This is a genomic window from Pseudomonas sp. F(2018) (assembly GCF_005508865.1).
Taxonomy (GTDB): Bacteria; Pseudomonadota; Gammaproteobacteria; order Pseudomonadales; family Pseudomonadaceae; genus Aquipseudomonas.
This window is the reverse complement of the sequence record NZ_SCOM01000001.1, coordinates 1,056,915-1,081,561: the sequence shown is the minus strand read 5'-3', so window position 1 is coordinate 1,081,561 and position 24,647 is coordinate 1,056,915. Positions and strand designations below refer to the sequence as shown.

Genomic DNA, 24,647 nt, shown 5'->3' with positions numbered 1-24,647 from the left:
GGTCTCAGTGCTTGCGCGGGGCCAGGTAGGCCAGCCAGCGGCGCTCGGCCAGCTTGAACAGGCGCACCAGGATGAAGGTCAGGCACAGGTAGAACACGCCGGCGGTGATATAGGCCTCGAACGGCAGGTAGTACTGCGAGTTGACGGTCTTGGCGGCACCGGTGATGTCGATCAGGGTCACCACCGACGCCAGGCTGGTGGTGTGCAGCATCATGATCACCTCGTTGCTGTACTGCGGCAGCGCACGGCGCAACGCGGACGGCAGGAGGATGCGGCGATACAGCTTGCCCCGCGACATGCCCATGGCCTTGGCCGCCTCGATCTCGCCGTAGGGCGTGGCCTTGAGGCTGCCGGCGAGGATCTCGGCGCTATACGCACTGGTGTTGATGGCGAAGGCCAGGCAGGCGCAGAAGGTGGCGTTGGACAGGTACGGCCACATGAAGCTCTCGCGCACCGCCTCGAACTGGGCCAGGCCGTAGTACAGCAGGTACAGCTGCACCAGCATCGGCGTGCCACGGATCACGTAGGTGTAGAGCCAGGCCGGGAAGTTGATCGCGGCCTGCTTGGACACGCGCATCATCGCCAGCGGCACGGCTGCCAGCAGGCCGACGGCCAGGGAAATCACCAGCAGCTTGAGGGTGACCAGCACACCGCCGAAATACAGCGGCAGACTGTCGAGTACCACGTTGTAGTCGAAAAGCATGACAACTCCCTCAGATTTCGGCCGTCTTCACGCCGACCGAATAGCGGCGTTCGAGGTAGCGCAATACCACCAGCGACACGCTGGTCAGCACCAGATAGATGGCTGCCGCCAGAAGGATGTAGGTGAACGGCTCGCGGGTCGCGTCGCCGGCGCTCTTGGCGCGGGCCATCATGTCCTGCAGGCCGACCAGGGAAATCAGCGCGGTGGCCTTGACCAGCACCAGCCAGCTGTTGGTCACGCCGGGAATGGCCAGGCGGATCATCTGCGGCACCAGAATGCGGAAGAACACCCGCAGCGGGCTCATGCCATAGGCCATGCCCGCCTCGCCCTGGCCCTTGGGGATGGCCATGAAGGCACCGCGGAAGGTCTCGGACAGGTAGGCGCCGTAGATGAAGCCCAGGGTACCGACACCGGCAATGAACGGATTGATGTCGATGTAATCTTCGTAGCCCACCAGCGGGGCGATACGATTCACCAGATCCTGGCCGCCATAGAAGATCAGCAGGATCAGTACCAGATCGGGAATGCCGCGAATCACCGTGGCGTAGGCATCACCCATCAGGGCGAGCCACTTCATGGGCGACAGGCGACAGGCCGCACCGAACAGACCGAGCACGATGGCCACCGCCATCGATAGCGCGGCCAGCTGCACGGTGAGCCAAGCGCCATCGAGAATGGTCGAGCCGTAGCCGTTGAACATGGAATCTATCCTCTGGATACACAGGAGGAGGCCCTTACTAGGGCGGGGCTGGGTGAGTCCGGCAGAGCTGCTCGCTCACCCGGCCCGCGCAACGCCCTCCCCACTCGGGAAGGGCGAGCGCTGCGGCGTTACTCGCCGTAGACGTTGAACTGGAAGTACTTGTCCTGCACTTCCTTGTACTTGCCGTTGGCGCGGATCGCCAGGATGGCGGCGCTGATCTTGTCGGCCAGGGCCTTGTCACCCTTGCGCACGGCGATGCCGGCACCGTTGCCGAAGTATTTCTCTTCGGTGTAGTCCGGGCCCACCAGGGCGAAGCCCTTGCCGGCGTCGGTCTTGAGGAAGCCGTCGTCGATGTTGACGACGTCGGCCAGGGTGGCGTCCAGACGGCCCGAGGCCAGGTCGAGGAAGATCTCGTTCTGCGAGCTGTAGCGCACCACTTCGACACCGGCCGGGGCGAAGACTTCGGTGGCGTAGCGGTCATAGATGGACGCACGCTGCACGCCGACCTTCTTGCCTTTCAGGTCCACCAGCGGGTCTTTCAGCTCGGTACCGGCCTTCATCGCCAGCTTGGCGGGGGTGTGGTAGTACTTGCCGGTGAAGTCCACGGACTTCTTGCGCTCTTCGGTGATGGACATGGACGACAGCACGGCGTCGAACTTGCGCACCTTGAGGGCCGGGATCAGACCGTCGAATTCCTGCTCGATCCACTGGCACTTGACCTTCATCTCTTCGCAGAGGGCGTTGCCGATGTCGTAGTCGAAGCCGGTGATGCTGCCGTCGGGCTGCTTGAAGGCGAAGGGTGGGTAGGCCGCCTCGATACCGATGCGCAGCGGTTTGTCTTCTGCCTGGACCAGCGCACTGAAAGCGGAAAGCGCCAGTGCGCCGAGAAGTACGATCTTCTTCATCTTGTGCTCCTTCGAATGGGTACAGCGTTTGGCAGAATGAGGTTCGCCATGGCCTTGATGAATTGTAGAAAGTGTCGCCATGTTTGCCGGCGCAGAATGTGCGGCAATAGGCTCGGCCAAGTGGGCGGCATTCTATCGACCGGGGATAGGTCGATATTTCCTCAAAGCGACAACAAATTACAGAAGGGCAGGACGGGCGCTGAGCGCGTATTGACAGGTCAACCGAAACGTGACCGGCAGGACATAAAAACACAACCCAGTATTCAGGCAATAAGCACGCCAGCTATGGCCAGAGCCTTGAATTCAGCGGGCGCGGCACCCTCTCCCCGGTTTTCCTGACCCGCCAGTGTGCAGCGGGTGTTCCCAGCCGCCCCGAATCGGCGCATAGCGTTACCCTGGGCGTTACGCCTTATCGGGAAAAATCGGTATTCGGCGCCGCAAAAAACAAACCCCGGCTTGTGGCCGGGGTTCTGCACGTCGGCGCAACCGCCCGATCAGGCGGCCTGCATGGTGCGATGGGTGTCGATGAGGTGTTGCACCACGCCGGGGTCGGCCAGCGTGGAGATGTCGCCGAGGGAATCGTATTCGGCGGTGGCGATCTTGCGCAGGATACGGCGCATGATCTTGCCCGAGCGGGTCTTCGGGAGTCCCGGAGCCCACTGGATGACGTCTGGCGAGGCGATCGGGCCGATCTCCTTGCGCACCCAGTTCTTCAGTTCCTGACGCAGCTGCTCGGAGGTTTCCTCGCCTGCGTTCAGGGTCACGTAGACATAGATGCCCTGCCCCTTGATGTCGTGCGGCACGCCGACCACGGCGGCCTCGGCGACTTTCGGGTGGGCGACCATGGCGCTCTCGATCTCGGCGGTGCCCATGCGGTGGCCGGAGACGTTGAGCACGTCATCCACCCGGCCGGTGATCCACCAGTAGCCGTCCTCATCGCGACGGGCGCCGTCACCGGTGAAGTACATGCCCTTGAAGGTCTTGAAGTAGGTGTCGACGAAGCGGTCGTGATCGCCGTACAGGCTGCGCGCCTGGCCCGGCCAGGAGTCGATGATCACCAGGTTGCCTTCGGCAGGACCCTCGATCAGGTTGCCCAGGTTGTCCACCAGCGCCGGTTGCACGCCGAAGAACGGACGAGTGGCCGAGCCCGGCTTGAGCGCGGTGGCGCCCGGCAGCGGGCTGATCAGCACGCCGCCGGTCTCGGTCTGCCACCAGGTGTCGACGATCGGGCAGCGCTCGCGGCCGACGTTCTCGTGGTACCAGTGCCAGGCCTCGGGGTTGATCGGCTCGCCCACCGAGCCGAGCAGGCGCAGGCTGGAGCCGTCGGCGCCCTCTACCGCGGCCTTGCCCTCGGCCATCATGGCGCGGATGGCGGTCGGCGCGGTGTAGAGGATATTGACCTTGTGCTTGTCGATGATCTTGGCGACGCGGGTCACGTCCGGGTAGTTCGGCACGCCCTCGAACAACAGGGTGGTGGCGCCGTTGGCCAGCGGTCCGTAGACGATGTAGCTGTGGCCGGTGACCCAGCCCACGTCGGCGGTGCACCAGTAGACCTCGCCCGGCTTGTAGTCGAATACCCGCTCGTGGGTCAGCGCGGCATACACCAGATAGCCACCGGTGGTGTGCAGCACGCCCTTGGGCTTGCCGGTGGAGCCGGAGGTGTAGAGGATGAACAGCGCCTCCTCGGCGCCCATTTCCTTCGGCGCGCAGACGCTGCCGGCCACCTTCATCAGGTCCTCGAACCAGATGTCGCGGTGCTGGTTCCACTTGATCTCGGAACCGGTGCGCTTGACCACGATGACCTTCTGGATGCTGCGGGTCTCGGGGTTGGTCAGGGCGTCGTCGACGTTGGCCTTGAGCGGCACCTTCTTGCCACCACGCAGGCCTTCGTCGGCGGTGATCACCACCTTCGACTGACAGTCGATAATGCGCCCGGCCAGGGCCTCCGGCGAGAAGCCGCCGAACACCACGGAGTGGATGGCGCCGATGCGCGCACAGGCCAGCATGGCGACCACGGCTTCCGGAATCATCGGCATGTAGATGGTCACCACGTCGCCGCGGTGCACGTCCTGGCCACGCAGTGCGTTGGCGAACTTGCAGACCTGCTCGTGCAGCTGGCGGTAGGTGATTTCCTTGTGCTCGGACGGGTTGTCACCTTCCCAGATGATCGCGAGCTGATCGCCGCGCTCGGCCAGGTGGCGGTCCAGGCAGTTGGCCGAGACGTTGAGGGTGCCGTCGGCGAACCACTTGATGTCGACGTGGTGGTCGTCGAACGAGGTCTGCTTGACCTTGGTGAACGGCTTGATCCAGTCGATGCGCTTGGCCTGCTCGCGCCAGAAGCCGTCCGGGTTGATCACCGACTGCTGGTACATCGCCTTGTAGGTGGCTTCGTCGGTCAGCGTGTTGGCGGCCACCTCGGGGCGGACCGGATAGAGAGAAGCAGCGGACATGTGGATACCTCGGCGGCGCGGTTGTTTTTGTATGCCGCCTTTTGTATCCCCCGCCCTTTGGTGGGGCCATTCGACCATGGTCTTACCGCTCTACGACCTTGGTCTCAGCCCCGAAAAAGGAGGGGCAAAAAATCGCCGGGAGCGATTTTTAACGTCGCCCTGCGACGGCCCGAAGGGTGGCCGCCAAGGATGGCGGACATAAAAAAAGGCGACCCACCAGGGTCGCCGCCAATTCATTCCGGGGAGGAATGTCAGAAACGCAGTCCGATTCGCAGGAGCCGGACGACTGACTTTTTACCCCTCCCCGATTCAGCGAACCATTACACCAAGGTCGTAGGGCAATTCCCTACTCCTTGCCCAGGCCGTGCTGGCGCAGCTTGTTGGCAATGGTGGTGTGCGATACGCCGAGGCGCTTGCCCAGTTGGCGACTGCTCGGGTGCTCGGCATACAGGCGCTCCAGCACCGCCTTCTCGAAGCGGCCGAGGATGCTGTCCAGATCGCCCTCCACGGAGAACTCACCCAGCGGCTGCGGCGCGCCGTAGTCCGGCAGGCGGATATGCTCGGCCTTGACCGTGCCGCCGTCGCACAAGGACACGGCCTGGAACAGCACGTTCTCCAGCTGGCGCACGTTGCCCGGCCAGTGGTAATGGACCATGCGCTCGAACGCCGGCGCCGCCAGCTTCGGCAGCGGGCAGCCGATCTGCCGGCTGGCCGAATCGAGGAAGTGCTCGACCAGCGGTGCCAGGCCGTCCAGGCATTCGCGCAGCGGCGGAATATGCAGCGAAAGGACGTTCAAGCGGTGATAGAGGTCCTGGCGGAACTCGCCCTTGGCGCACAGCTCGGACAGGTCGACCTGGGTGGCGCAAATCACCCGCACGTCCAGGTACACCTCCTCGTCGCTGCCCACCCGACGGAAGCAGCCGTCCTGCAGGAAGCGCAGCAGCTTGGCCTGCAGGCGCGGGCTCATCTCGCCGACGCCGTCGAGGAACAGCGTGCCACCCGCGGTCAGCTCCAGTAGGCCGAGCTTGCCTTCCGGCCGCGCGCCCTCGAAGGCGCCGGGGCCATAGCCGAACAGCTCGGTCTCGGCCATGGATTCCGGCAGTCCGGCGCAGTTGAGCGCCATAAAGGGCGATTGCCCGCGCGGGCTGGCCAGGTGGCAGGCGCGGGCCAGCAGCTCCTTGCCGGTGCCGGTCTCGCCCTCGATCAGCAGCGGCGCGTCCAGCGGCGCCATGCGCCGCGCCTCGCGCACCACGGCGGCCATCACCCTGGAGCTCTGGAAGATCGAGTCGAAGCCGCGCAGCTCCTGCTTGCGCACGTGATAGATGCGCTCGCCCACGCGGTCGGCGCGGTGCAGGGTGAGCACCGCGCCGGCCAGCGCCTCGCTCTCGTCATGCTCGGACTGCAGCGGGGCGATATCGGCGAGGAAGATGTCGCCCTTCACCTTCACCCGCAGGCCGTTGACCCGCGACTTGTTGGCGCGCACCAGCTCGGGCAGGTCGAAGTCCTCGATATAGCGCGACAGCGCCATGCCCGGCACCTCGTCGACCCGCACGCCGAGCAGCTGGGCGGCGCTGCGGTTGGCGGCGACTATGCTGCCGCCCATGTCGATGGACAGCACCGGGAAATCCAGTGCGCCGAGCAGCGCGTTGAGCTCCAGGTGACGGCGCTCGCTGGGCATCAGGCCGACGCGCTTGACCCCGAACACGCCGGCGATTGCCTCCAGCTTGGGGCGCAGGGCCTGGAACTGCAGGTTGATCAGGTTCGGGCAGTGCAGATAGATGGCGTTGCCCTGCTCGCCACCGACTTCGCCGCGGGCGACGTTGATGCCGTAGTCGACCAGCAGTTCGAGGATGTCGCGCAGGATACCGACGCGGTTCTGGCAGTGGACTTTGATACGCATGGCGGAGTCTCGGCTCTTGTGATTGGCCTCTTGCGTCAAGAATACGTGACGGGAAGGCGAGACGTCTCGCGACGAACCGCACAGAACCCGGCTAAACGTAATCTTTCCATTACACCGCGCCCGGCAATCGACGGCTAACCTCCTAGGAGTCGCGCCACCGGCCAGGACCGCATGAGCATCTACGTCATCAACGACCTGATCCACTTCGACAGCGAGGCCTTCACCCTCTATCGGGCGGACGCACCCACCGAGCCGCTGCGCATCGGCGCCATCGCCAGCCGCTGCCTGGGGTTGCTGCTGCAGGCCGATGGCGAGATCGTCGGCAAGCGCGAGCTGATGGCCGGAGCCTGGGGCGCGTTCGGCCTGGAGGTGACGGAGAACAGCCTGGCCCAGGTGGTGCGTCAGTTGCGCGTGGCGCTGGACAAGCTGCAGCCGGGCCACGAGCTGATCCTCACCGTGCCGCGCATCGGCTACCGCATCAACGAGCGGGTGCAGCTGCTCGATGCCGCACCTCCCGTGGCTCCACCCGAACCGATTGCCGCGCCCACCCTGCAGGTGCCACCCTCGCCCGCTCCGATGCAGGCGCCCCATGCACCGCGCCACGGCGACTGGCCGGGCCGCCTGGCCCTGGCCGCAGCCGCGCTGGCCTGCTGGGTGCTGCTGTTCAAGCTGCCGGGGCTGCTCTACCCCATCCCGCTTGCCGAGCGGCCGTTCGTGGAGGCCGATGCGACGCGGATCGACGAGGTGACCCTGCACCTCGAAGACATGCCGGCCGCGGCACTGCGCCCGGACAACGAAAAGCTCGCCACTCGCGCCAGGCAACTGGGCCAGGCCTTGGACCTGGGCGAGCTGCATATCTACCGCTTCGCCGGCCAGGATCGCAGCCTCAACCTGCTGTGCAGCAGCGAGCTGCAGCCGGGCAACAGCCACTGCCTGGGGCTGCAGGTCGATGAATAGTCTTACCCGGCGTCACCTGCTCTGGCTGTTTCTGGCCGGCAGCCTGCTGAGCCTGGGCGCCGGGGTGCTGCTGGGCCGGCCGCAGGCACCGCTCGACCTGGAGTGCGCGGGCCGTTCGGCCCTGCTGCTGCCAGGCGAAGGACATCAGCAATGGCTGCTGGTGCGCTATGACCTGGACCTGCGAACGGAAGGACTTGGTGACCTCAAGGCCCGCCTGCGCCTGTTCGATGCCGACAGCGGCCAGGACTTGGGCTACCAGCACCGCACCGCGCGCTTCGCGTACCAGCGCCAGGACCAGCGTCTGCTGCTGCGGGTACAGCACAGCGGCAGCAGCCGCAACGGCGATCTGGCGCCGGAGAAGCTGGCCGGCCTGGGCCTGTTCCTGTTCAACGAACAGATGCTCCTGAGCTATCCGCTACGCCGGATCGGAGCGGACAGCCTGCTGATCGATACCGGCCAGGGCGGCGCGCTGTTCTGCACGCGCCACCCGCCGCGCGGCTGAACCTCAGCCGCCGCAGGCCACCACCAGGTCTTCGAACGGCATGGCGCAAGGCAGGGTGAGCAGCAGGCAGGTGGTGTTCTGACTGTCGTTCACCTGCAGCTCCAGGGTGCCGCCCTGGGCCTCGGCCAGCAGCTTCGCCGAATAGGTGCCCAGACCGGTGCCGCCCTGCTTGCCCTGGCTGCTGTACTTGTCGAAGAACCGCGGGCGGAAGCCCTCCGGCACCGCCGGCTGGTTCTCCATGCGCAGGCTCAGGCATTCGCCCAGCTCGAGCTGGAGACGCACGCGGGTGCGCTCCGGCGCCGCCTCGCAGGCGTTCTTCAGCAGGTTGCCGAGCAGCGAGTAGCACAGCGTGGCATCGCCCCAGGCCAGCACCGGCGTGTCCTGCACGTTGTCCGGCAGGCACAGCTCGATCACCAGCTCCTTGGCCTGGTAGGTGCTACGCGCACCCTCCACCAGCCGGCCGAGCATGGTCGCCAGCTCCACCTCCACCGGCTGCAGCACGAAGCGGCCGGTCTCGATGCGGTACAGCTGCGCCGACAGGTTAACCAGGTCGAGCAGCTGCTGGCCGCTCTCCTCCAGCAGGTTGACCATGCGCCGCTGCCCGGGCAGCAGGTTGCCGCCCTCGAGCAGGCCACGGGCCAGGCCGAGCATGGCGCTGACCGGCGCCTTAAGGTCGTGCCGGCCGATCTGCTCGACCTCCTCGCGCAGGCGCGCCAGCTCCAGCAGGTCGTCGTACTCGGCCTGGGTCCGCCGGTGCCGCTCGACATGGGTGAGCAGGTTACCGACCTGGCGCTGCAGCAGCTGCGGTTCGATCGGCTTGTGCACGAAGTCCACCGCGCCCAGCTCCAGTCCGCGTTCACGAGCCTCCGGGTCGGTCATGGCGGTGATGAAGATCAGCGGGATATGGCTGGCCCGCGGGTGACTGCGCAGCCGCCCGGCCAGCTCGAAGCCGTCCATGTCCGGCATCATCACGTCGAGCAGGATCAGGTCCGGCGGATCGTCCGAGGTGCAGATGGCCAAAGCGGCGTCACCGCTGTTGGCCAGGCGCACCCGGTAGTCTTTCATGAACAGGCCGGAGACCAGCCGCAGGTTGTCCGGCATGTCGTCCACCACCAGCAGGGTGGCGCGCCTGTGCTTCGGCTTGGCCGCCGGCACCGCCTCGCTCCTCGCGGCCAGCATTGCCTGGGCCTGCGGCATCACCCGCGGCTTGTGGCGCATGGAGCGAGCCAGATGCTGGGCCAGGTGCTGGGTGTTGTACGGCTTGACCAGGATGCTGCTGACGCCATTGGCGATCAGCTGGCTGACCTGCTCGCGCTCGCAGTCGGCGGTGATCATGATGAACGGCAGGTGGGCCAGGCGCTCGTCGCCGCGGACCTTGAGCAACAGCTCGAGGCCGGTCATCACCGGCATATTCCAATCGCAGATGATCACGTCGACCCGGCGCGCCTCGAGGATCTTCAGGGCCTCCAGGCCATTGTTGGCCAGCAGTATCTGGCGCGCGCCCAGCGAGCTCAGCTGGTTGCTGTTGATCCTGCGCATGGAGTCCATGTCATCGACGACCAGGAACACGGTTTGCTCGGTAATCATTATTGCTTCCCCAGGAGCGATGGCGGCCGGGCTCAGGCCGTCTTCGCCAGTTCCACATTCATCTGCTGGACCTTGGCCTGCAGGCTCTCGTCGGTATCGGCATAGCGCCGGGCGATGTCCTGGAACTCCTCCTCCAGGCTCAGGAAGGCCTCCACCACGGCCGGATCGAAGTGGCTGCCGCAGCCCTCGCGGATGATCGCCACGGCCTTCTCGTGGGGCATCTCCGGCTTGTACACGCGGCGACTGATCACCGCGTCGTAGACATCGGCGATGGCCATCAGCCGGGCGCTGAGAGGAATCGCCTCACCACTCAGCCCCTGGGGATAGCCGCTGCCGTCCCACTTCTCGTGGTGGCACAGGGCGATCTCCTTGGCGATGCGCAGGAACGGCACCGGCGCGCCGAGCATCTCCTCGGCATGCACCAGCGCCTGGTAGCCCAGGCGCGGGTGCCGCTTCATCACCTCGAACTCGTGTGGCTCGAAGCGCCCCGGCTTGAGCAGGATATGGTCGGGGATGCCGACCTTGCCGATGTCGTGCAGTGGCGCCGACTTGTACAGCAGCTCGATGGCCTGGTCGTCCAGCTGCACGGCAAAGCGCGACTGCTCGCGCAGCTTGAGGGCCAGTGTGCGCACATAGTTCTGCGTGCGGCGCAGGTGGTTGCCGGTCTCGTTGTCGCGGGTCTCGGCCAGCGAGGCCAGGGCCAGGATGGTGACGTCGTGCACCGCCTGCAGCTCGTGGGTGCGCTGCTCCACTTCCCGGTCGAGCTCGGCATTGCGCGCCCGCAGCTGGTCGGCGGCGTCCTTCAGGCGCAGCTGGCTGCGCACCCGCGCCAGCAGCACGGTGGGTTCGAAGGGCTTGCCCAGGTAATCGGTGGCGCCCAGCTCCAGGCCATGGCTCTCGTCCTCGGCCTGGTCCTTGGCGGTGAGGAAGAGGATCGGCGTGTCGGCGGTGCGCGGGTCTTCCTTCAGGCGGCGGCACACCTCGTAGCCGTCCATGTCCGGCATCATCACATCCAGCAGGATCAGGTCCGGTGGGCTGCGGCGGGCGATCTGCAGCGCCTTCTCGCCGCCCGAGGCCACCCGCAGGTGATAGTGCGGGCGCAGCAGCTCGCTCATCAGCAGCAGGTTCTCAGGAACATCGTCGACCACCAGCAGGGTGGCCTTGCGCTCGTTGCCGTTCATGTCGTCACCTCACATCGGTGCACAGGTTGGATGTCGCCATTGAGGCACGTTGCCTGCCGAGCCGCTCTGAATTGCCCTGAATCGCGCTGAATTCCTCTGAAGTCCTCATGCGGCCGCCCCTTCCAGGCCGTTGACGGCCTCGTCCAGACAGACCTGCGCCAGGTCGAAATTGAATGCCTGCAGCGCCGCCGACAGACGCGGCGCCTGTGCCGGGAAGGCCGCACGCAGCAGAGGGCCGTGGTCGGCAAAGCAGCCCAGGGCCTCGGCGTCGCAGTCCGCGAGCAACTCGTGGAGCTGCTCGCAGACCTGCCGCAGCAGCGTCTCGTCGACTTCGGTGGCGACCTCCTCGACCGGCGCCTGAAGCTGACGCAGGCAGTGCAGCAGCGGCAGCAGTTCACCCGCCAGGCCTTGCAGCAGCGGCGCGCAAAGGGGCGCATCGCCACCCTGGCGCAGCTGCTGCTCCAGGGCCGCAGCGGCATGCGCCACGGCATTCGCCCCGAGGGTGGCGGCAACGCCTTTGCAGCCATGGGCCAGGCGCTCGGCGGTGGCCAGTTCGCCACGTTCCAGAGCCTCGTCCAGCCGCTCCAGCAGCGTCTCCTGGCTGACCAGGAACTGCTCGAGCAGCTGCCGGTACAGCACCTCGTTGCCGAGCACCCGGCGCAGGCCGGCGGCCACATCCACGCCTTCCAGCTGCAGGGTCTGCAGCGGCTCGGCGACCTGCGGCTGGTGGAAGCCTTCGCCGAGCCAGCGCTGCAGGACCGTATGCAGGGTCTGCGGTTCGAAGGGTTTGCTGATGAAGTCGTTCATGCCGGCGGCCTTGCAGGCCTCGCGATCCTCGCGCATGGCATTGGCGGTCATCGCCACCACCGGCAGCTCGGCCAGCTCCGGGCGCAGGCGCAGCTCGCGGGTGGCGGCCAGGCCGTCCAGCACCGGCATCTGCATGTCCATGAACACCAGGTCATAGCGCCGCCCTTCGAGCTTATCCAGGGCCTCGCGACCATTACCGGCGATATCCACCTGGCAGCCCATGGCGCGCAGCAGCTCGGCCGCCACCTGCTGGTTCAGCTCGTTGTCCTCCACCAGCAGCACGCGGCCACCCAGGGCCTGGCTGCGGCCCAGGATCACTTCGGCACTCGGTTCCTCGCGCAGCGGCGCATGGGCCAGCTGCATCCGCGCGGAAAAGCTGAAGGTGCTGCCCTGGCCGGGCACACTGCGCACGGCCACGTCGCCCCCCATCAACCGCGCCAGCTGCTTGGCGATGGCCAGGCCGAGGCCGGTGCCGCCGTAGCGGCGGGTGGTCGAGGCATCCGCCTGCTGGAAGCTGGTGAACAGCTGAGCGCACTGCTGCTCGCTGAGGCCGATGCCGGTGTCGCTGACGGCGAACTCCAGGCACAGCTCCTCGGCATGTGTCTCGCGCAGCGCCACCGCGATCTCGATGCGGCCGCGCTCGGTGAACTTGACCGCGTTGCTCAGGTAGTTGAGCAGCACCTGGCGCAGGCGCAGCGGGTCGCCGTGCAGCTGGTCCGGCACCTGCGGCGCTACTTCCAGGCTCAGCTCCAGGCCCTTGCCGAGGATGCGCTCGTGCAGCAGGTCGGTGGTCTCGCGCAGCAGGCGCTGCAGGCTGAAGTCCTGGGTGTCGAGCTGCAGCTTGCCGGCCTCGATCTTGGAGAAGTCGAGGATGTCGTCGAGCACGCCCAGCAGGTGGCGGCTGGAACTCTTCACCTTGTCCAGGTAGTCGCGCTGGCGCTCGTCCAGCTCGGTGGCCATGACCAGGTGGGTCATGCCGATGATGGCGTTCATCGGCGTGCGAATCTCGTGACTCATGTTGGCCAGGAACTCGGCCTTGACCTTGGCCGCCTGCTCAGCCAACTCGCGGGCCTCGCGCATGTCCTTGACCGCGGCACGCTGCAGCGAGATGTCCTGCACAACCCAGATCGAGCCATGGGACAGGTCACCCGGGATCACCGCCCGCGCACTGACCGCGCCCCAGAACAGGCTGCCGTCCTTGCGCCGCAGGTGCAGCTCGCGGCGGTAGGTTTCTCCCTCATGCAGCAGCCGGCGGATCTCGGCGACGCTGTCCGGCAGCGTGCTGGCCTCGAGCCAGATCTTCGGCGACTGCCCCAGCAGCTCGTCCTCCTCGTAGCCAAACACTTCGTGCAGGCTGGAGTTGGCCTGGACGATGACCTCGCCATTGATGAAGGCGATGCCGTTGGGCGCGGCCATGAGAATCGCCCGTTGCTGCTCGTGGGCCAGCTGCAGGACGCGCTCGTGCTGCTTGCGCAGGCTGAGGTCGCGGATCACCACGCACAGCGACAGGCTTTCGTTGCCCAGCTGCGGCAGCCGCGACAGGCGCACCTCGACGGGGAACTCGCTGCCGTCACGGCGCCGGGCGACACCCTCGCCCATATGGATGGCATCGGGCGCGGCATGGAACGCGCGCAGCAGTGCCACGAAGGGCTCGCGCCAGCCTTCCGGCAGTATCTGGCTGAAATGCACACCCAGCATTTCGCCGCTGGAATAGTCGAAGATCCGCTCGCTCTCGAGGTTGGCCAGCACGATCCGCCCCGGCTCATCGAACACCAGCATGCAGTCCGGCGCCGCCTCGACTATGCCGCGGAACCAGCGCTCGGTGGCCGCCAGGGCGCCCTGCTGGGACTCCAGCTGGCAGGCCTGCTCGCGCGCCTGGCGCAGCAGCTCCAGCTTGTGCTCGCGCTGCAGCAGCAGGCCCCACCAGGCGCAGATCGGCTCATGCATGGCGTCCAGCAGTTCCAGCTGGCAAGCGTCCGGCAGCTGATTCAGGTGAATGTCGATCACGCCCTGCTGCTGGCCGTCGACCAACAGCGGCAGGCGGAAATGCCGACCGTTGCCGGCGTGTGGCACATCAACCTCCTGTTCATGGAAATCGACGTCGGCGTCCGGCAGCCACTGGCGCAGCAGCTCCCCCAGGCAGGCCACGAAGGCCTCCCGGTCCGAGCAGGACTGCAGCTCCAGGGCCAGTTCGCCCAAGCGATCCTTGGCCCACTGCTGGGACAGAATCTGCTGGTTGACCTGGCGGTAAGCCTCCAGGGCCCGGGCCAGGGAGCCCAGTTCGTCACTGGCCTGGCAATGCACCAGCTTGCCGGTGTCCTCCCCCGCCTGCAGGCGCCGGGTCTGCTCGGTCAGCTCTCGCAGCGGCAGGAGCAGCCGACAGCGAATGAATATCTGCGCCAGCAGCGCATAGGCCATGGTCAGGCCCAGCATCAGTGCGGCCAGCCCCTTGGCCTCGGCGGCCTGCTCCGCCGCTTCGGCCACCAAATGGCTCTGCCGCTCGGCACTGCGCTCGGTGAACTCGTCCAGCAGCCCGGTGATGTCCAGCTCGCTGCGCACATAGGTCTGCCCGTGCAGCAGCTGGGTGCCGCCGGCGGACCGGCGCTCGGCCATCGCCTGGTGCTCCAGGTCAGTCTGCAGGTGATCGAGCTCGGCGACCTGGCGCAGCATGCGCTGCTCCATCGGCTGCAGGTCCTGGCTACGCAGGCGCTCGAGGGTGGCGGCGATGCCACCGGCGGCAAGCAGCTCGCGGTAGTGCTGCAGGTAGATCTCGTCCCCCGAGTTCACGTAGAGCCGGGCGAACTGCGACATGCGGCGGTTCTCGGCGAACAGCCGCGCGCTGAGGCTGATGATCTCAAGACGCTGCTGGCCGATCTGCTGGCTCTGCTGGTTGTAGCGATAGGCCTGCCACACGCTGGCCAGGCAGGTGATGCCTAGCACCAGCATGCCGGCCGCCAGCCACTTGCTGAGTCGATCGAGGCTCATGAGTCGTTCCTCAGGTGATGGAGCGGAGCGCCGGACCCGGCCCTCCCGTTGTCCCGATTGAGTCACGGGCGCAGCGAGTGCGCTCTGAAATCCCCTGAAAAGTCCTGAAGGTGCCGTTGAAAATCGCTGAGAGGCCCGTGTCATGGGCCGCGGAGATTTCCGGCGAGCACCGATCTTTCGCGTCGACGTCGCAGATAGATGTCAAGAAAACGCTACAGGCACTCACAACGAATCGACCAAGCTCATTGGCCTGGCCGCATCCGTAAGTATTTTTTTACGAGTCGATACCCCGAATGGCTGCCCGCACCCGTCGCGGACGCTACACCCGCCCTCGCCCCTGGGTTACTCCTAGGGCAACACAACAAATTCCGCGGCATGCACCGCAGATGAGGAGGCGAGGCGATGAAAACCACGCAGTACGTGGCCCGGCAACCGGACGAACACGGCTTCATCCACTATTCGGACACCGAGCATCAGGTGTGGAACACCCTGATCACCCGGCAGATGAAGGTGCTCGAAGGCCGCGCCTGCCAGGAGTACTTCGATGGCATCGAACAGCTCGGCCTGCCGCATGACCGCATTCCCCAGCTCGGCGAGATCAACCAGGTGCTGGGCGCCACCACCGGCTGGAGCGTGGCCCAGGTGCCGGCGCTGATTCCCTTCCAGACCTTCTTCGAGCTGCTGGCCAGCAAGCGCTTCCCGGTCGCCACCTTTATCCGCACCCCGGAAGAGCTGGACTACCTGCAGGAGCCGGACATCTTCCACGAGATCTTCGGCCACTGCCCGCTGCTGACCAACCCCTGGTTCGCCGAGTTCACCCATACCTACGGCAAGCTCGGCCTGGCCGCCACCAAGGAACAGCGCGTGTACCTGGCGCGGCTGTACTGGATGACCATCGAGTTCGGCCTGGTCGATACGCCCCAGGGCCGGCGCATCTACGGCGGCGGCATCCTCTCGTCACCGAAGGAGACGGTCTACAGCCTGTCCGGCGAGCCCGAGCACCAGGTGTTCGACCCGCTGGAGGCGATGCGCACGCCCTATCGCATCGACATCCTGCAGCCGCTGTATTTCGTCCTGCCGCAGCTCAAGAGCCTGTTCGAGCTGGCCCACCAGGAAATCATGGGCATGGTGCAACGGGCCGCGGCGCTGGGCCTGCACGCACCGAAGTTTCCGCCCAAGGCCGCGTGAGCCGGCGGAACCCGTCCTAAGCTTGCAACCTCTACGTTCAAACACCCTTTGCTCCAGGAGCCCAGAATGTCCCTCGCCCAAGCCCAATGCGAAGCCTGCCGCGCCGATGCGCCCCACGTCTCCGATGAGGAGCTGGCCACGCTGATCCGCGAGATCCCGGACTGGAACATCGAGACCCGCGACGGCCACATGGAGCTGGAGCGCGTCTACCTGTTCCGCACCTTCCGCCACGCCCTGGCCTTCACCAACGCAGTGGGCGCCGCCGCCGAGGAAGTCGGCCACCACCCGGCCCTGCTCACCGAATGGGGCAAGGTCACCGTCACCTGGTGGAGCCACGAGATGAAAGGCCTGCACCGCAACGACTTCATCATGGCCGCCCGCACCGACGTGCTGGCCGCCAACGCCGAGGGCCGCAAGTGAGCCACTTCGCCGCCATCGACCGGGTGCCGGGCGATCCCATCCTCGGCCTGCTCGACGCCTATCGCGCCGACAGCAACCCGGCCAAGCTGGACCTGGGCGTGGGCGTGTACAAGGACGCCCTCGGCATCACCCCGATTCCCTACGCGGTGAAGCTGGCCGAGCGGCAGCTGGTGGAACACGAGCCGACCAAGAGCTACATCGGCGGCCACGGCGACGCGGCCTTCGGCGAGCAACTGCTGCGCCTGGTGCTGGGCGCGGACAACGCGCTGCTGGGCGCTGGCCTGGCCGGCGCCACCCAGACCCCCGGCGGCACCGGCGCCCTGCGCCTGGCCGGCGACTTTATCGCCGCCAACCTGCCGGGTCGTGGCATCTGGCTGAGCGCACCGACCTGGCCGATCCACGAAAGCATCTTCGCCACCTGCGGCCTGCGCGTGGAGCACTACCCCTACGTCGGCGCCGACAACCGCCTGGACGTGGAGGCCATGCTCGACGCCCTGCAGCGGGTGCCGGCCGGCGACGTGGTGCTGCTGCACGCCTGCTGCCACAACCCCACCGGCTTCGACCTGAGCCAGCACGACTGGCAGCGTGTGCTGGAAGTGGTCAAGGCCCGTGAGCTGCTGCCGCTGATCGACTTCGCCTACCAGGGCTTCGGTGACGGCCTGGAGCAGGACGCCTGGGCCGTGCGTCTGTTCGCCGCCGAGCTGCCGGAACTGCTGATCACCAGCTCCTGCTCGAAGAACTTCGGCCTGTACCGCGAGCGCACCGGCGCGCTGATCGTGCGGGCGGAGAACGTCGAGAAGCTGATCGACATCCGCAGCCAGTTGGCCTTCCTCGCCCGCAACCTGTGGTCCACCCCACCGGCCCATGGCGCCGCCGTGGTCGCCAGCATCCTCGGCGACGCGCAGCTGCGCACCCTGTGGAGCGAGGAAGTGGAAGCCATGCGCCTGCGCATCGCCAACCTGCGCAGCGGGCTGGTGAGCGCGCTGGCGCCGCACGGCCTGGCCGAGCGCTTCGCCCACATCACCACGCAGCGCGGCATGTTCTCCTACACCGGCCTTACGGCCTCCCAGGTGCAGCGCCTGCGCCAGGAGTTCAGCGTGTACCTGGTCAGCAGCGGCCGCGCCAACGTGGCGGGCATGAGCGAACAGCGCCTGGACTACCTGGCCGACGCCATCGCGCAGGTGTGTCGATAACGGGCTACGCCTGAACGAAAACGCCGCCCGAGGGCGGCGTTTTTCTTGTCGATCCGATCAGTCCAGCTGGTCGTCGCGAATCAGCACATAGCTGCGGTCGGCCTGGTCGTAGACGTAGTACATCTCCACCTTCATGCCACGCACCACCGCCACGTAGTCGCCGGGCTCGGCAACGAACCAGTCGTTGCTGTCGGCCTTGGCCGGACTCTCGATGCGCGCGGTGAAGAACAGCGCCGGATCGCTGCCATCGAAATAGTCCTCGCGCTCAGCGGCGTCCCACTCGGCCGGGGCCTCGAAGGCGCCTTCGAACAGCACATGGCCGTCGCCCAGCTCCAGTTCCTCGGCGTCCGGATCGTTCTCGTCCGGGCGGTACAGGGTGCAGTCCAGGGCGTCTGGATGGTCTTTGAGTTTCATGCCTTGCTCCGTGGTGCGCGTTCGCGCAGATAGGCCAGCACCGCATCGTGCTCGCCGGCGAATTCGATGCGCGCGGACTTGCTCTCGCGCTGGTAGACGTACATTGGGTCGTAGTACTCGCTGAGCAGGCCCTCGATCCAGCCGCGGTGCAGCTCCACCGCGCCGCTGCGTGCCTGCTCGTCCAGCGCCTGCTGCAGGAGGTCGCGCAGCCGCGCGTGGCGCTCGCCACCCAGGCGCTTCTGGATATTGTCCATGCTCTGCAGCATGCGCGCGGCGAACAGCGCGAAGCCCTGCTCCTCGCCATGCACGGCGAGAAACTCGGCGGAAAGGCCGGTCACGTAGTCCTTGAGGATGCGTTCGACGCGCCCCTCGACACTGTCCTCCAGCCAGACCATGGGGAACTGCTGCATGCCCTGGTGCAGCGCCAGCGGCAGCGAGCAGGTGCCGATCAGGCGGCTCTCGTCCTCCAGCACGAACTGCTGCTGGCCGCGCGCGCGGCGCTTGAGCAGGTCGACGGCCAGGCGGTTCTCGAAGTCAATCTGCGACGGCTGGCCGGTGGCGCGCTTGCCGAAGCTGGAGCCACGGTGATTGGCGTGGCCTTCCAGGTCGATGCTGTTGTCCAGGGCGGCCACCACCTCGGTCTTGCCGGTGCCGGTCATGCCACCGACGATGACGAAGTCGCACTCGGCCACGGCGCTGTCCAGCGTCTCGATCAGGAAGGTGCGCATGGCCTTGTAGCCGCCGATCACTCGCGGGTAGTCGACCCCGGCGTCCGCGAGCCACTGCTGGACGATCTGCGAGCGCAGGCCGCCGCGGAAGCAGTACAGGTAGCCGTTCGGGTTGGCCTTGGCGAAGGCCGCCCAGGCCTCGACGCGTGCGGCCTTGACCTTGCCCGAGACCAGCTGGTGGCCCAGTTCGATGGCCGCCTGCTGGCCGTGCTGCTTGTAGCAGGTGCCGACCTTCTGCCGTTCGATGTCGGTCATCAGCGGCAGGCTGACGGTGTGCGGAAAGGCGCCCTTGGTGAATTCCACCGGGGCGCGCATATCCATCATGGGGACGTCGTCGAGAAACAGCTGGCGGTAGTCGGTGGTGTTGTCGCGCATCACAGCACCTCTACCGCGTGGCTCTGTCGCTCGATCAGTTGGCCGATCGGCGCCAGGTCCAGGCCCAGCTCGGCGGCCACACTGAGGAACTCGGCTTCGCCCTCGGGAGCCACGGCCACCAGCAGACCGCCACTGGTCTGCGGGTCGCACAGCAGGTCGCGCTGGGCCGCGGAGATCGGCGCGATCTTTTCGCCGTAGCTGTCGAAGTTGCGCAGGGTGCCGCCGGGCACGCAGCCCTCGGCCAGGTAGTAGTCGACACCCGGCAGGCGCGGCACGGCGGCGTACACCAGCTGGGCGGTCAGGCCGGCGCCGTCGGCCATCTCCACCAGGTGGCCGAGCAGGCCGAAGCCGGTGACATCGGTCATCGCCTGCACGCCAGCCAGCTTGCCAAAGCGCGCGCCGGGCTTGTTCAGGGTGCACATCCAGTCACGCGCCAGGCCCACATCCTGCTCGCGCAGCTTGGCCTTCTTCTCGGCGGTTGTGAGGATGCCGATGCCCAGCGGCTTGCTCAGGTACAGCCTGCAGCCGGCGCTGGCGGTGTCGTTGCGCTTCATGTGCTTCTTCTCGACCACGCCGGTCACGGCCAGGCCGAAGATCGGCTCCGGCGCGTCGATCGAGTGGCCGCCGGCCAGCGGGATGCCGGCGGCGTCGCACACGGCGCGGCCACCACGGATCACCTCGCGGGCCACTTCCGGCGGCAGCAGGTTCACCGGCCAGCCGAGGATGGCGATGGCCATCAGCGGGTCGCCACCCATGGCGTAGATGTCGCTGATGGCGTTGGTGGCGGCGATGCGGCCGAAGTCATACGGATCATCGACGATCGGCATAAAGAAGTCGGTGGTGGAGACCACACCGCGCTCCTCGTCCAGGGCGTAAACCGCCGCATCGTCCTTCGAGGCGTTGCCGACCCACAGCTTGGGGTCGAGGTTCTGCGCACCGCTGCCGGCGAGGATCACTTCCAGCACCTTGGGGGAAATCTTGCAGCCGCAGCCGGCACCGTGGCTGTACTGGGTCAAACGAATCGGCTCGCTCATCGGCAACGCTCTCGGCAAATCGGAAAACAGGCCGCGGATTCTAGCAAAGCTGTTCTTTGCTCCGGTCGCCCATATAATCCCCGGCTTTCTACTACCCTGACGGAGCGCAGGCGCAGCCACGGCTGGCCGGCCCCTTCGAACCTTTTCCGCTATTGAACCGGAGAATCTTCATGCTCAAGCGTACCCTGGCGCTCGCCGCCGGCTTTGCCCTGTCCCTGTCCGCCCTGACCATCCATGCCGCCGACGTGCTGAAGGTCAGCGCCATCCCCGACGAGGCGCCCACCGAACTGCTGCGCAAGTTCAAGCCGCTGGGCGAGTACCTGGAGCAGCAACTGGGCATGAAGGTCGAGTTCGTCCCGGTCGCCGACTATCCGGCGGTGGTCGAGGCCCTGGCCACCGACCGTCTGGACCTGGCCTGGCTCGGCGGCTTCACCTTCGTTCAGGTACGCCTGAAGACCGGTAACGCCATCCCGCTGGTACAGCGCGAGCAGGACGCCCAGTTCACCAGCAAGTTCATCACCGCCAATCCGGACGTGAAATCGCTGGCCGACCTCAAGGGCAAGACCTTCGCCTTCGGCTCCATCTCCTCCACTTCCGGCAGCCTGATGCCGCGCTACTTCATGCTGAAGGACGGCATCAAGCCGGAAACCTACTTCAGCCGCATCGGCTACTCCGGCGCCCATGACGCCACCGCCGCCTGGGTCCAGGCCGGCAAGGTCGACGGCGGCGTGCTCAACGCCAGCGTGTGGGACAAGCTGGTCGCCGCCGGCAAGGTCGACACCAGCAAGGTCAAGGTCTTCGCCACCACTCCGGCCTACTACGACTACAACTGGACCGTGCGCGGCACCCTCGACCCGGCCCTGGCCGAGAAGATCAAGCAGGCCTTCCTCGCCCTCGACCCGGCCAACCCGCAACACAAGGCGATCCTCGACCTGCAGGCCGCCAGCCGCTTCATCGAGACCAAGCCTGAGAACTACAAGGGCATCGAGGACGCCGCCCGCGCCGCCGACCTGCTGAAATGAGCCTGCGCCTCACCGGCGCCGACCTGCAGCACGGCAATGGAGTCCACGCCCTGCGCGGCGTGGACCTGGCCATTGCATCCGGCGAGCGAGTCGCCATCATCGGCCCGTCCGGCGCCGGCAAGTCCAGCCTGCTCGGCCTGCTGGCCAGCGCCCTGCAGCCCGGCGGCGGTAGCGTGGAGCTGCTGGGACAGAATCCCTGGCAGCTCTCCGCTCGCGCCCGTCAGCAGCTGCGCACACGCATCTGCCTGATCCACCAGGCGCCGCCGCTGCCCCCGCGGCAACGGGTGGTCACCGCCGTGCTGGCCGGCAAGCTCGGCCAGTGGGGCCTGGGCAGGAGCCTGCTCAACCTGCTGCACCCCGTCGATATTCCCGGTGCCAGTGACGTCCTCGCCCGCCTGGACCTGACCGACAAGCTGTTCGCCCAGTGCCAGCAGCTCTCCGGCGGCCAGCTGCAGCGCGTCGGCATCGCCCGCGCGCTGTACCAGGATCCCGAGCTGCTGCTGGCCGACGAACCGGTGTCGGCCATGGACCCGGTGCTCGCCGACCACACCCTGAGCGTGCTGTGCCGGCATGCCGAGGCGCGTGGCGTGACCCTGGTCGCCAGCCTGCACGCGGTGGAGCTGGCCCTGGCGCACTTCCCGCGCATCGTCGGCGTGCGCGAAGGCCGCATCGCCTTCGACCGCCCGGCCGGCGAAGTCACCCAGGAGCTGCTCGACGCCCTCTACGCCAACGAGCAGCTGGTGTCGCCACAGGCGCCGGCGGTGACCCTGACCCTGCAGATCCCGCGATGCTGAGATCTGACAGCCGCGACCCCGCCGCCCTACCCCGGCTGCTGCTGACGGTGCTGGCCGTGGCGTTGCTGTGGCCGGGCATCCGGCTCGCCGAGCTGAACCCCGGCGTGCTGCTGCAGGCCGACAGCCAGAGCGAGATGGGCCGCTTCGTCGCCGCCTTCTGGCCGCCGGCGCACAACGCCGAGTTCCTCGACCTGCTGCTGCAGGCCACCCTGCAAACCCTGGCCATCGCCACCGCCGGCATGGCCCTGGCACTACTGGTGGCGATTCCCGCCGGCCTGGCTGCCAGCCGCGCCCTGTCTCTGTCGGCGGCCTCGCGTGGCGGTCGCCCCAGTGCGCTGGGCCAGGCCCTGCGTTGGCCGGTGCGCGGGTTGCTGATATTCCTGCGCAGCGTGCCGGAGATCGTCTGGGCCTTGCTGTTCGTCCGCGCCGTCGGCCTCGGCCCCACCGCCGGGGTGCTGGCCATCGCCATCACCTACGCCGGCATGCTCGGCAAGGTCTATGCGGAAATCCTCGAGTCGGTCGACCAGCGCCCCATGCACGCCCTGCTGCAGGGCGGCAGCGGCCGGCTGGCCGCCTTCGTCTACGGCCTGCTGCCGAATGCCGCCGCCGAGCTGACCTCCTACACCGTGTACCGCTGGGAATGCGCGATTCGCGCCTCGGTGGTGATGGGCTTCGTCGGCGCCGGCGGCCTGGGCCAGCAGATCGACCTGTCGCTGCGCATGTTCGCCGGCGGCGAGGTGGCCAGCATGCTGCTGACCTTCCTGCTCCTGGTGCTGCTGGCCGACGCGCTGAGCCGTGTGCTGCGCGGGAGGCTGACATGAACAGACTGGTCAACCTCGCCCTGCTGCTGGCGATTCTCGCCGCAGTGGTCGCCTCCTTCGCCTACCTGGGCCTGGACCTGGCCGCGCTGGGGCAGACGGACAACCTGCGGCACATGACCGATTACGCCGCTCGCTTCCTGCAGCCGGACCTGAGCGGCGGACACCTGCTGGCCATCGGCCGTGGCGCGCTGGAGACCCTGGCCATGTCGGCCCTCGGCACTCTGCTCGCCGCTGTGCTCGGTCTGCTCCTGGCGCTGCCGGCAGCTGGGCGCTTCGGCGGCTTGGCCCAGGGTCTGGTGCGCCTGCTGCTCAATGGCCTGCGGGCGATTCCCGAGCTGGTGTGGGCGGCGCTGATGGTGCTGGCCGCCGGCCTTGGCCCCAACGCCGGCACCCTGGCCCTGGCGCTGCATACGGCCGGCGTACTCGGCCGACTGTTCGCCGAGGCGCTGGAGAACACGCCCACGGCGCCAGCCGAGGCGATTCGCCTGCAGGGCGGCGGCCAAGTCGCAGCCTTCTGCTACGGCACCCTGCCCAACCTGTGGCCGCAGCTCTTGGCCTATTCGCTGTACCGCTGGGAAAACAATATCCGCATGGCCAGCGTGCTCGGCTTCGTCGGCGCCGGCGGCCTGGGGCAGATGCTCTACGTCAGCCTCAGCCTGTTCCAGGAGGCCCAGGCCAGCACGGTGATCCTGGCGATGCTGGTGCTGGTGTTCGCGGTGGATGCGTTGAGCGGCTGGACGCGGCAGCGCTGGGTGCGGGCTTAACGCTACTTATCCGCCGAGTGCTTCCGGGCGGGTGCTATTGGTGAGCTCCGCTGGTGGGCTGTCGCTTCGCTCCGAGACCACCCTACGCAAGGGCGGAGCTGCCTGCTCTCCAGCCGGTAGCCCGGATGTCATCCGGGGCGGAACCGCCTGCCCTCCCGGATTGCATCCGGGCTACGCAGAGCGCTGCCCGGCAACAAACCGAACTCAGGCCTGGCAGGCGTCCGCTTCGCCGCCACCGCAATGCCCATGCAGCAGGCGGTCGCGGCCCTGCTGCTTGGCCTGGTAGAGCAGGCGGTCGACCGCCTCGATAAAGGCCAGCGGCGTGTCGTGGGCCTCGGGGATGATGGTGCCGACGCCCAGGCTGACGGTCACCAGCTGCGCCACGTTGGACTGCTCGTGGGCGATCTGCTCCTTGCGCACCAGTTTGCGGCAGCGTTCGGCGATCTTCTTCGCCGACTCGCCGTCGGTCTCCGGCAGCACCAGCACAAACTCCTCGCCGCCGAAGCGCGCCACGCAGTCGCGCGGGCGCGCCGCGGCGCCCTGCAGGGCCTGGCCGATGCGCTTGAGGCAATCGTCGCCGCGGATATGGCCGTAGTGGTCGTTGAACTGCTTGAAGAAGTCGATATCCAGCAGGATCAGCGACAGCGGCCGCCGTGTGCGCTGGGCGTTGCCCCACTCGATATCGAGGATCGAGTCGAACATGCGCCGGTTGTTGATGCCGGTCAGGCCGTCCTTGTAGGAGTACTCCTCCAGCTGTTTCTGCAGAGCCAGCAGCTGCTCCTCGGTCTTCTTGCGCTCGCTGATATCGAACATGAAGCCGACCAGCGCCTCGGTCTCGCCGTTGGCGTCGCGCATTACATGTACCACATCGCGGATCCACACGTAGCGGCCGTCGGCGGTCAGCGCCCGGTAATCGGCCTCGTGGTCGATGCCGCTCTGCGACTGGGCGATGCAGAAGTTGACCACGCGCCCGCGGTCTTCCTCGTGGATGCGCTCGGCCCAGTCGTTGGCGCTGATCCAGCTCTGCTGGGTCCAGCCCAGCAACGGCTCGATCTGCGGGCCGATGTAGGCGAAGGTCATGCTCTTCCAGTCGATCTTCCAGGGAATCGCCTTGGTCGACTCGAGCAGGGTCTTGTAGACGGCGTGGTCGTCCGGCTTGGGCTGGATGGGATCGAGCATGGCGGTACTTCCGAGGGCAATAGCGCAGAAGCTATGCC

At 67.0% G+C, this 24,647-nt stretch carries 21 protein-coding genes; 9 read left to right on the top strand and 12 right to left on the bottom strand.

The window, feature by feature from the left end:
• Positions 1–4 precede the first annotated feature (4 nt).
• The 5 genes from FFS62_RS05215 to FFS62_RS05195 all read right to left on the bottom strand — a co-directional run bounded on the left by FFS62_RS05215 (position 5) and on the right by FFS62_RS05195 (position 6,658).
• Positions 5–703 carry an ABC transporter permease gene (locus tag FFS62_RS05215; RefSeq protein WP_137971737.1) on the bottom strand — a complete coding sequence of 233 codons (699 nt, stop codon included), beginning with the start codon at positions 701–703 and terminating at the stop codon, positions 5–7.
• Between the two features lie 10 nt (positions 704–713).
• A complete protein-coding gene (locus FFS62_RS05210; protein WP_137971736.1) occupies positions 714–1,403 on the bottom strand; it encodes an ABC transporter permease in 690 nt (229 codons plus the stop codon).
• A gap of 128 nt (positions 1,404–1,531) precedes the next feature.
• Positions 1,532–2,308: an ABC transporter substrate-binding protein gene (locus FFS62_RS05205; protein ID WP_137971735.1), complete on the bottom strand. Its 777-nt coding sequence runs from the start codon at positions 2,306–2,308 to the stop codon at positions 1,532–1,534.
• A gap of 494 nt (positions 2,309–2,802) precedes the next feature.
• The gene (gene acs, locus FFS62_RS05200) at positions 2,803–4,758 is read right to left on the bottom strand and encodes an acetate--CoA ligase (RefSeq protein ID WP_137971734.1); all 1,956 of its coding nucleotides are present in this window, start codon (positions 4,756–4,758) and stop codon (positions 2,803–2,805) included.
• Between the two features lie 346 nt (positions 4,759–5,104).
• A complete protein-coding gene (locus FFS62_RS05195) occupies positions 5,105–6,658 on the bottom strand; it encodes a sigma-54-dependent transcriptional regulator (RefSeq protein ID WP_137971733.1) in 1,554 nt (517 codons plus the stop codon).
• A gap of 171 nt (positions 6,659–6,829) precedes the next feature.
• Between FFS62_RS05195 and FFS62_RS05190 the strand changes: the two genes are divergently transcribed.
• Positions 6,830–7,615: a winged helix-turn-helix domain-containing protein gene (locus FFS62_RS05190; RefSeq protein WP_137971732.1), complete on the top strand. Its 786-nt coding sequence runs from the start codon at positions 6,830–6,832 to the stop codon at positions 7,613–7,615.
• On the top strand, positions 7,608–8,117 hold the full coding sequence (locus FFS62_RS05185) for a hypothetical protein (RefSeq protein WP_137971731.1): 510 nt from the start codon (positions 7,608–7,610) through the stop codon (positions 8,115–8,117). Before FFS62_RS05190 ends, FFS62_RS05185 begins: the two co-directional genes overlap by 8 nt.
• Positions 8,118–8,120: 3 nt before the next feature.
• Here the strand turns inward: FFS62_RS05185 and FFS62_RS05180 are convergent, their stop codons facing one another.
• From FFS62_RS05180 to FFS62_RS05170, 3 genes are all read right to left on the bottom strand, one after another.
• Positions 8,121–9,704, bottom strand: a complete 1,584-nt coding sequence (locus FFS62_RS05180) for a response regulator (RefSeq protein ID WP_137971730.1) — start codon at positions 9,702–9,704, stop codon at positions 8,121–8,123.
• A 32-nt stretch (positions 9,705–9,736) separates the two neighbouring features.
• On the bottom strand, positions 9,737–10,885 hold the full coding sequence (locus FFS62_RS05175; RefSeq protein ID WP_137971729.1) for a two-component system response regulator: 1,149 nt from the start codon (positions 10,883–10,885) through the stop codon (positions 9,737–9,739).
• A gap of 105 nt (positions 10,886–10,990) precedes the next feature.
• Positions 10,991–14,677: a PAS domain S-box protein gene (locus FFS62_RS05170; RefSeq protein WP_171016269.1), complete on the bottom strand. Its 3,687-nt coding sequence runs from the start codon at positions 14,675–14,677 to the stop codon at positions 10,991–10,993.
• A gap of 402 nt (positions 14,678–15,079) precedes the next feature.
• Here FFS62_RS05170 and phhA point away from each other — a divergent pair, with 402 nt between their 5' ends.
• The 3 genes from phhA to FFS62_RS05155 all read left to right on the top strand — a co-directional run bounded on the left by phhA (position 15,080) and on the right by FFS62_RS05155 (position 17,478).
• Positions 15,080–15,865, top strand: coding sequence for a phenylalanine 4-monooxygenase (gene phhA, locus FFS62_RS05165; RefSeq protein ID WP_137971727.1), 786 nt, complete (start codon positions 15,080–15,082; stop codon positions 15,863–15,865).
• Positions 15,866–15,931: 66 nt separating this feature from the next.
• Positions 15,932–16,285, top strand: a complete 354-nt coding sequence (locus tag FFS62_RS05160) for a 4a-hydroxytetrahydrobiopterin dehydratase (RefSeq protein WP_137971726.1) — start codon at positions 15,932–15,934, stop codon at positions 16,283–16,285.
• Positions 16,282–17,478, top strand: coding sequence for an amino acid aminotransferase (locus tag FFS62_RS05155; RefSeq protein WP_137971725.1), 1,197 nt, complete (start codon positions 16,282–16,284; stop codon positions 17,476–17,478). Before FFS62_RS05160 ends, FFS62_RS05155 begins: the two co-directional genes overlap by 4 nt.
• A gap of 57 nt (positions 17,479–17,535) precedes the next feature.
• Here the strand turns inward: FFS62_RS05155 and FFS62_RS05150 are convergent, their stop codons facing one another.
• Genes FFS62_RS05150 through selD form a run of 3 tightly spaced genes read right to left on the bottom strand, consistent with a single transcriptional unit; the run spans position 17,536 to position 20,029 of the window.
• The gene (locus FFS62_RS05150; RefSeq protein ID WP_137971724.1) at positions 17,536–17,892 is read right to left on the bottom strand and encodes a hypothetical protein; all 357 of its coding nucleotides are present in this window, start codon (positions 17,890–17,892) and stop codon (positions 17,536–17,538) included.
• Complete coding sequence (mnmH, locus tag FFS62_RS05145) at positions 17,889–18,995, bottom strand: tRNA 2-selenouridine(34) synthase MnmH (RefSeq protein WP_137971723.1); 1,107 nt, start codon at positions 18,993–18,995, stop codon at positions 17,889–17,891. The genes FFS62_RS05150 and mnmH overlap by 4 nt, the downstream gene beginning before the upstream one ends.
• On the bottom strand, positions 18,995–20,029 hold the full coding sequence (selD, locus tag FFS62_RS05140) for a selenide, water dikinase SelD (protein WP_137971722.1): 1,035 nt from the start codon (positions 20,027–20,029) through the stop codon (positions 18,995–18,997). The genes mnmH and selD overlap by 1 nt, the downstream gene beginning before the upstream one ends.
• Before the next feature lie 170 nt (positions 20,030–20,199).
• Here selD and FFS62_RS05135 point away from each other — a divergent pair, with 170 nt between their 5' ends.
• Genes FFS62_RS05135 through phnE form a run of 4 tightly spaced genes read left to right on the top strand, consistent with a single transcriptional unit; the run spans position 20,200 to position 23,430 of the window.
• Positions 20,200–21,051, top strand: a complete 852-nt coding sequence (locus FFS62_RS05135) for a putative selenate ABC transporter substrate-binding protein (RefSeq protein WP_137971721.1) — start codon at positions 20,200–20,202, stop codon at positions 21,049–21,051.
• The gene (locus tag FFS62_RS05130) at positions 21,048–21,845 is read left to right on the top strand and encodes a phosphonate ABC transporter ATP-binding protein (RefSeq protein ID WP_137971720.1); all 798 of its coding nucleotides are present in this window, start codon (positions 21,048–21,050) and stop codon (positions 21,843–21,845) included. Before FFS62_RS05135 ends, FFS62_RS05130 begins: the two co-directional genes overlap by 4 nt.
• A complete protein-coding gene (locus tag FFS62_RS05125; RefSeq protein WP_137971719.1) occupies positions 21,839–22,666 on the top strand; it encodes an ABC transporter permease in 828 nt (275 codons plus the stop codon). The genes FFS62_RS05130 and FFS62_RS05125 overlap by 7 nt, the downstream gene beginning before the upstream one ends.
• A complete protein-coding gene (gene phnE / locus FFS62_RS05120; RefSeq protein WP_137971718.1) occupies positions 22,663–23,430 on the top strand; it encodes a phosphonate ABC transporter, permease protein PhnE in 768 nt (255 codons plus the stop codon). Before FFS62_RS05125 ends, phnE begins: the two co-directional genes overlap by 4 nt.
• Before the next feature lie 204 nt (positions 23,431–23,634).
• Here phnE and FFS62_RS05115 read toward each other — a convergent pair whose 3' ends face one another.
• On the bottom strand, positions 23,635–24,609 hold the full coding sequence (locus FFS62_RS05115) for a diguanylate cyclase (RefSeq protein ID WP_137971717.1): 975 nt from the start codon (positions 24,607–24,609) through the stop codon (positions 23,635–23,637).
• Positions 24,610–24,647: the final 38 nt, after the last annotated feature.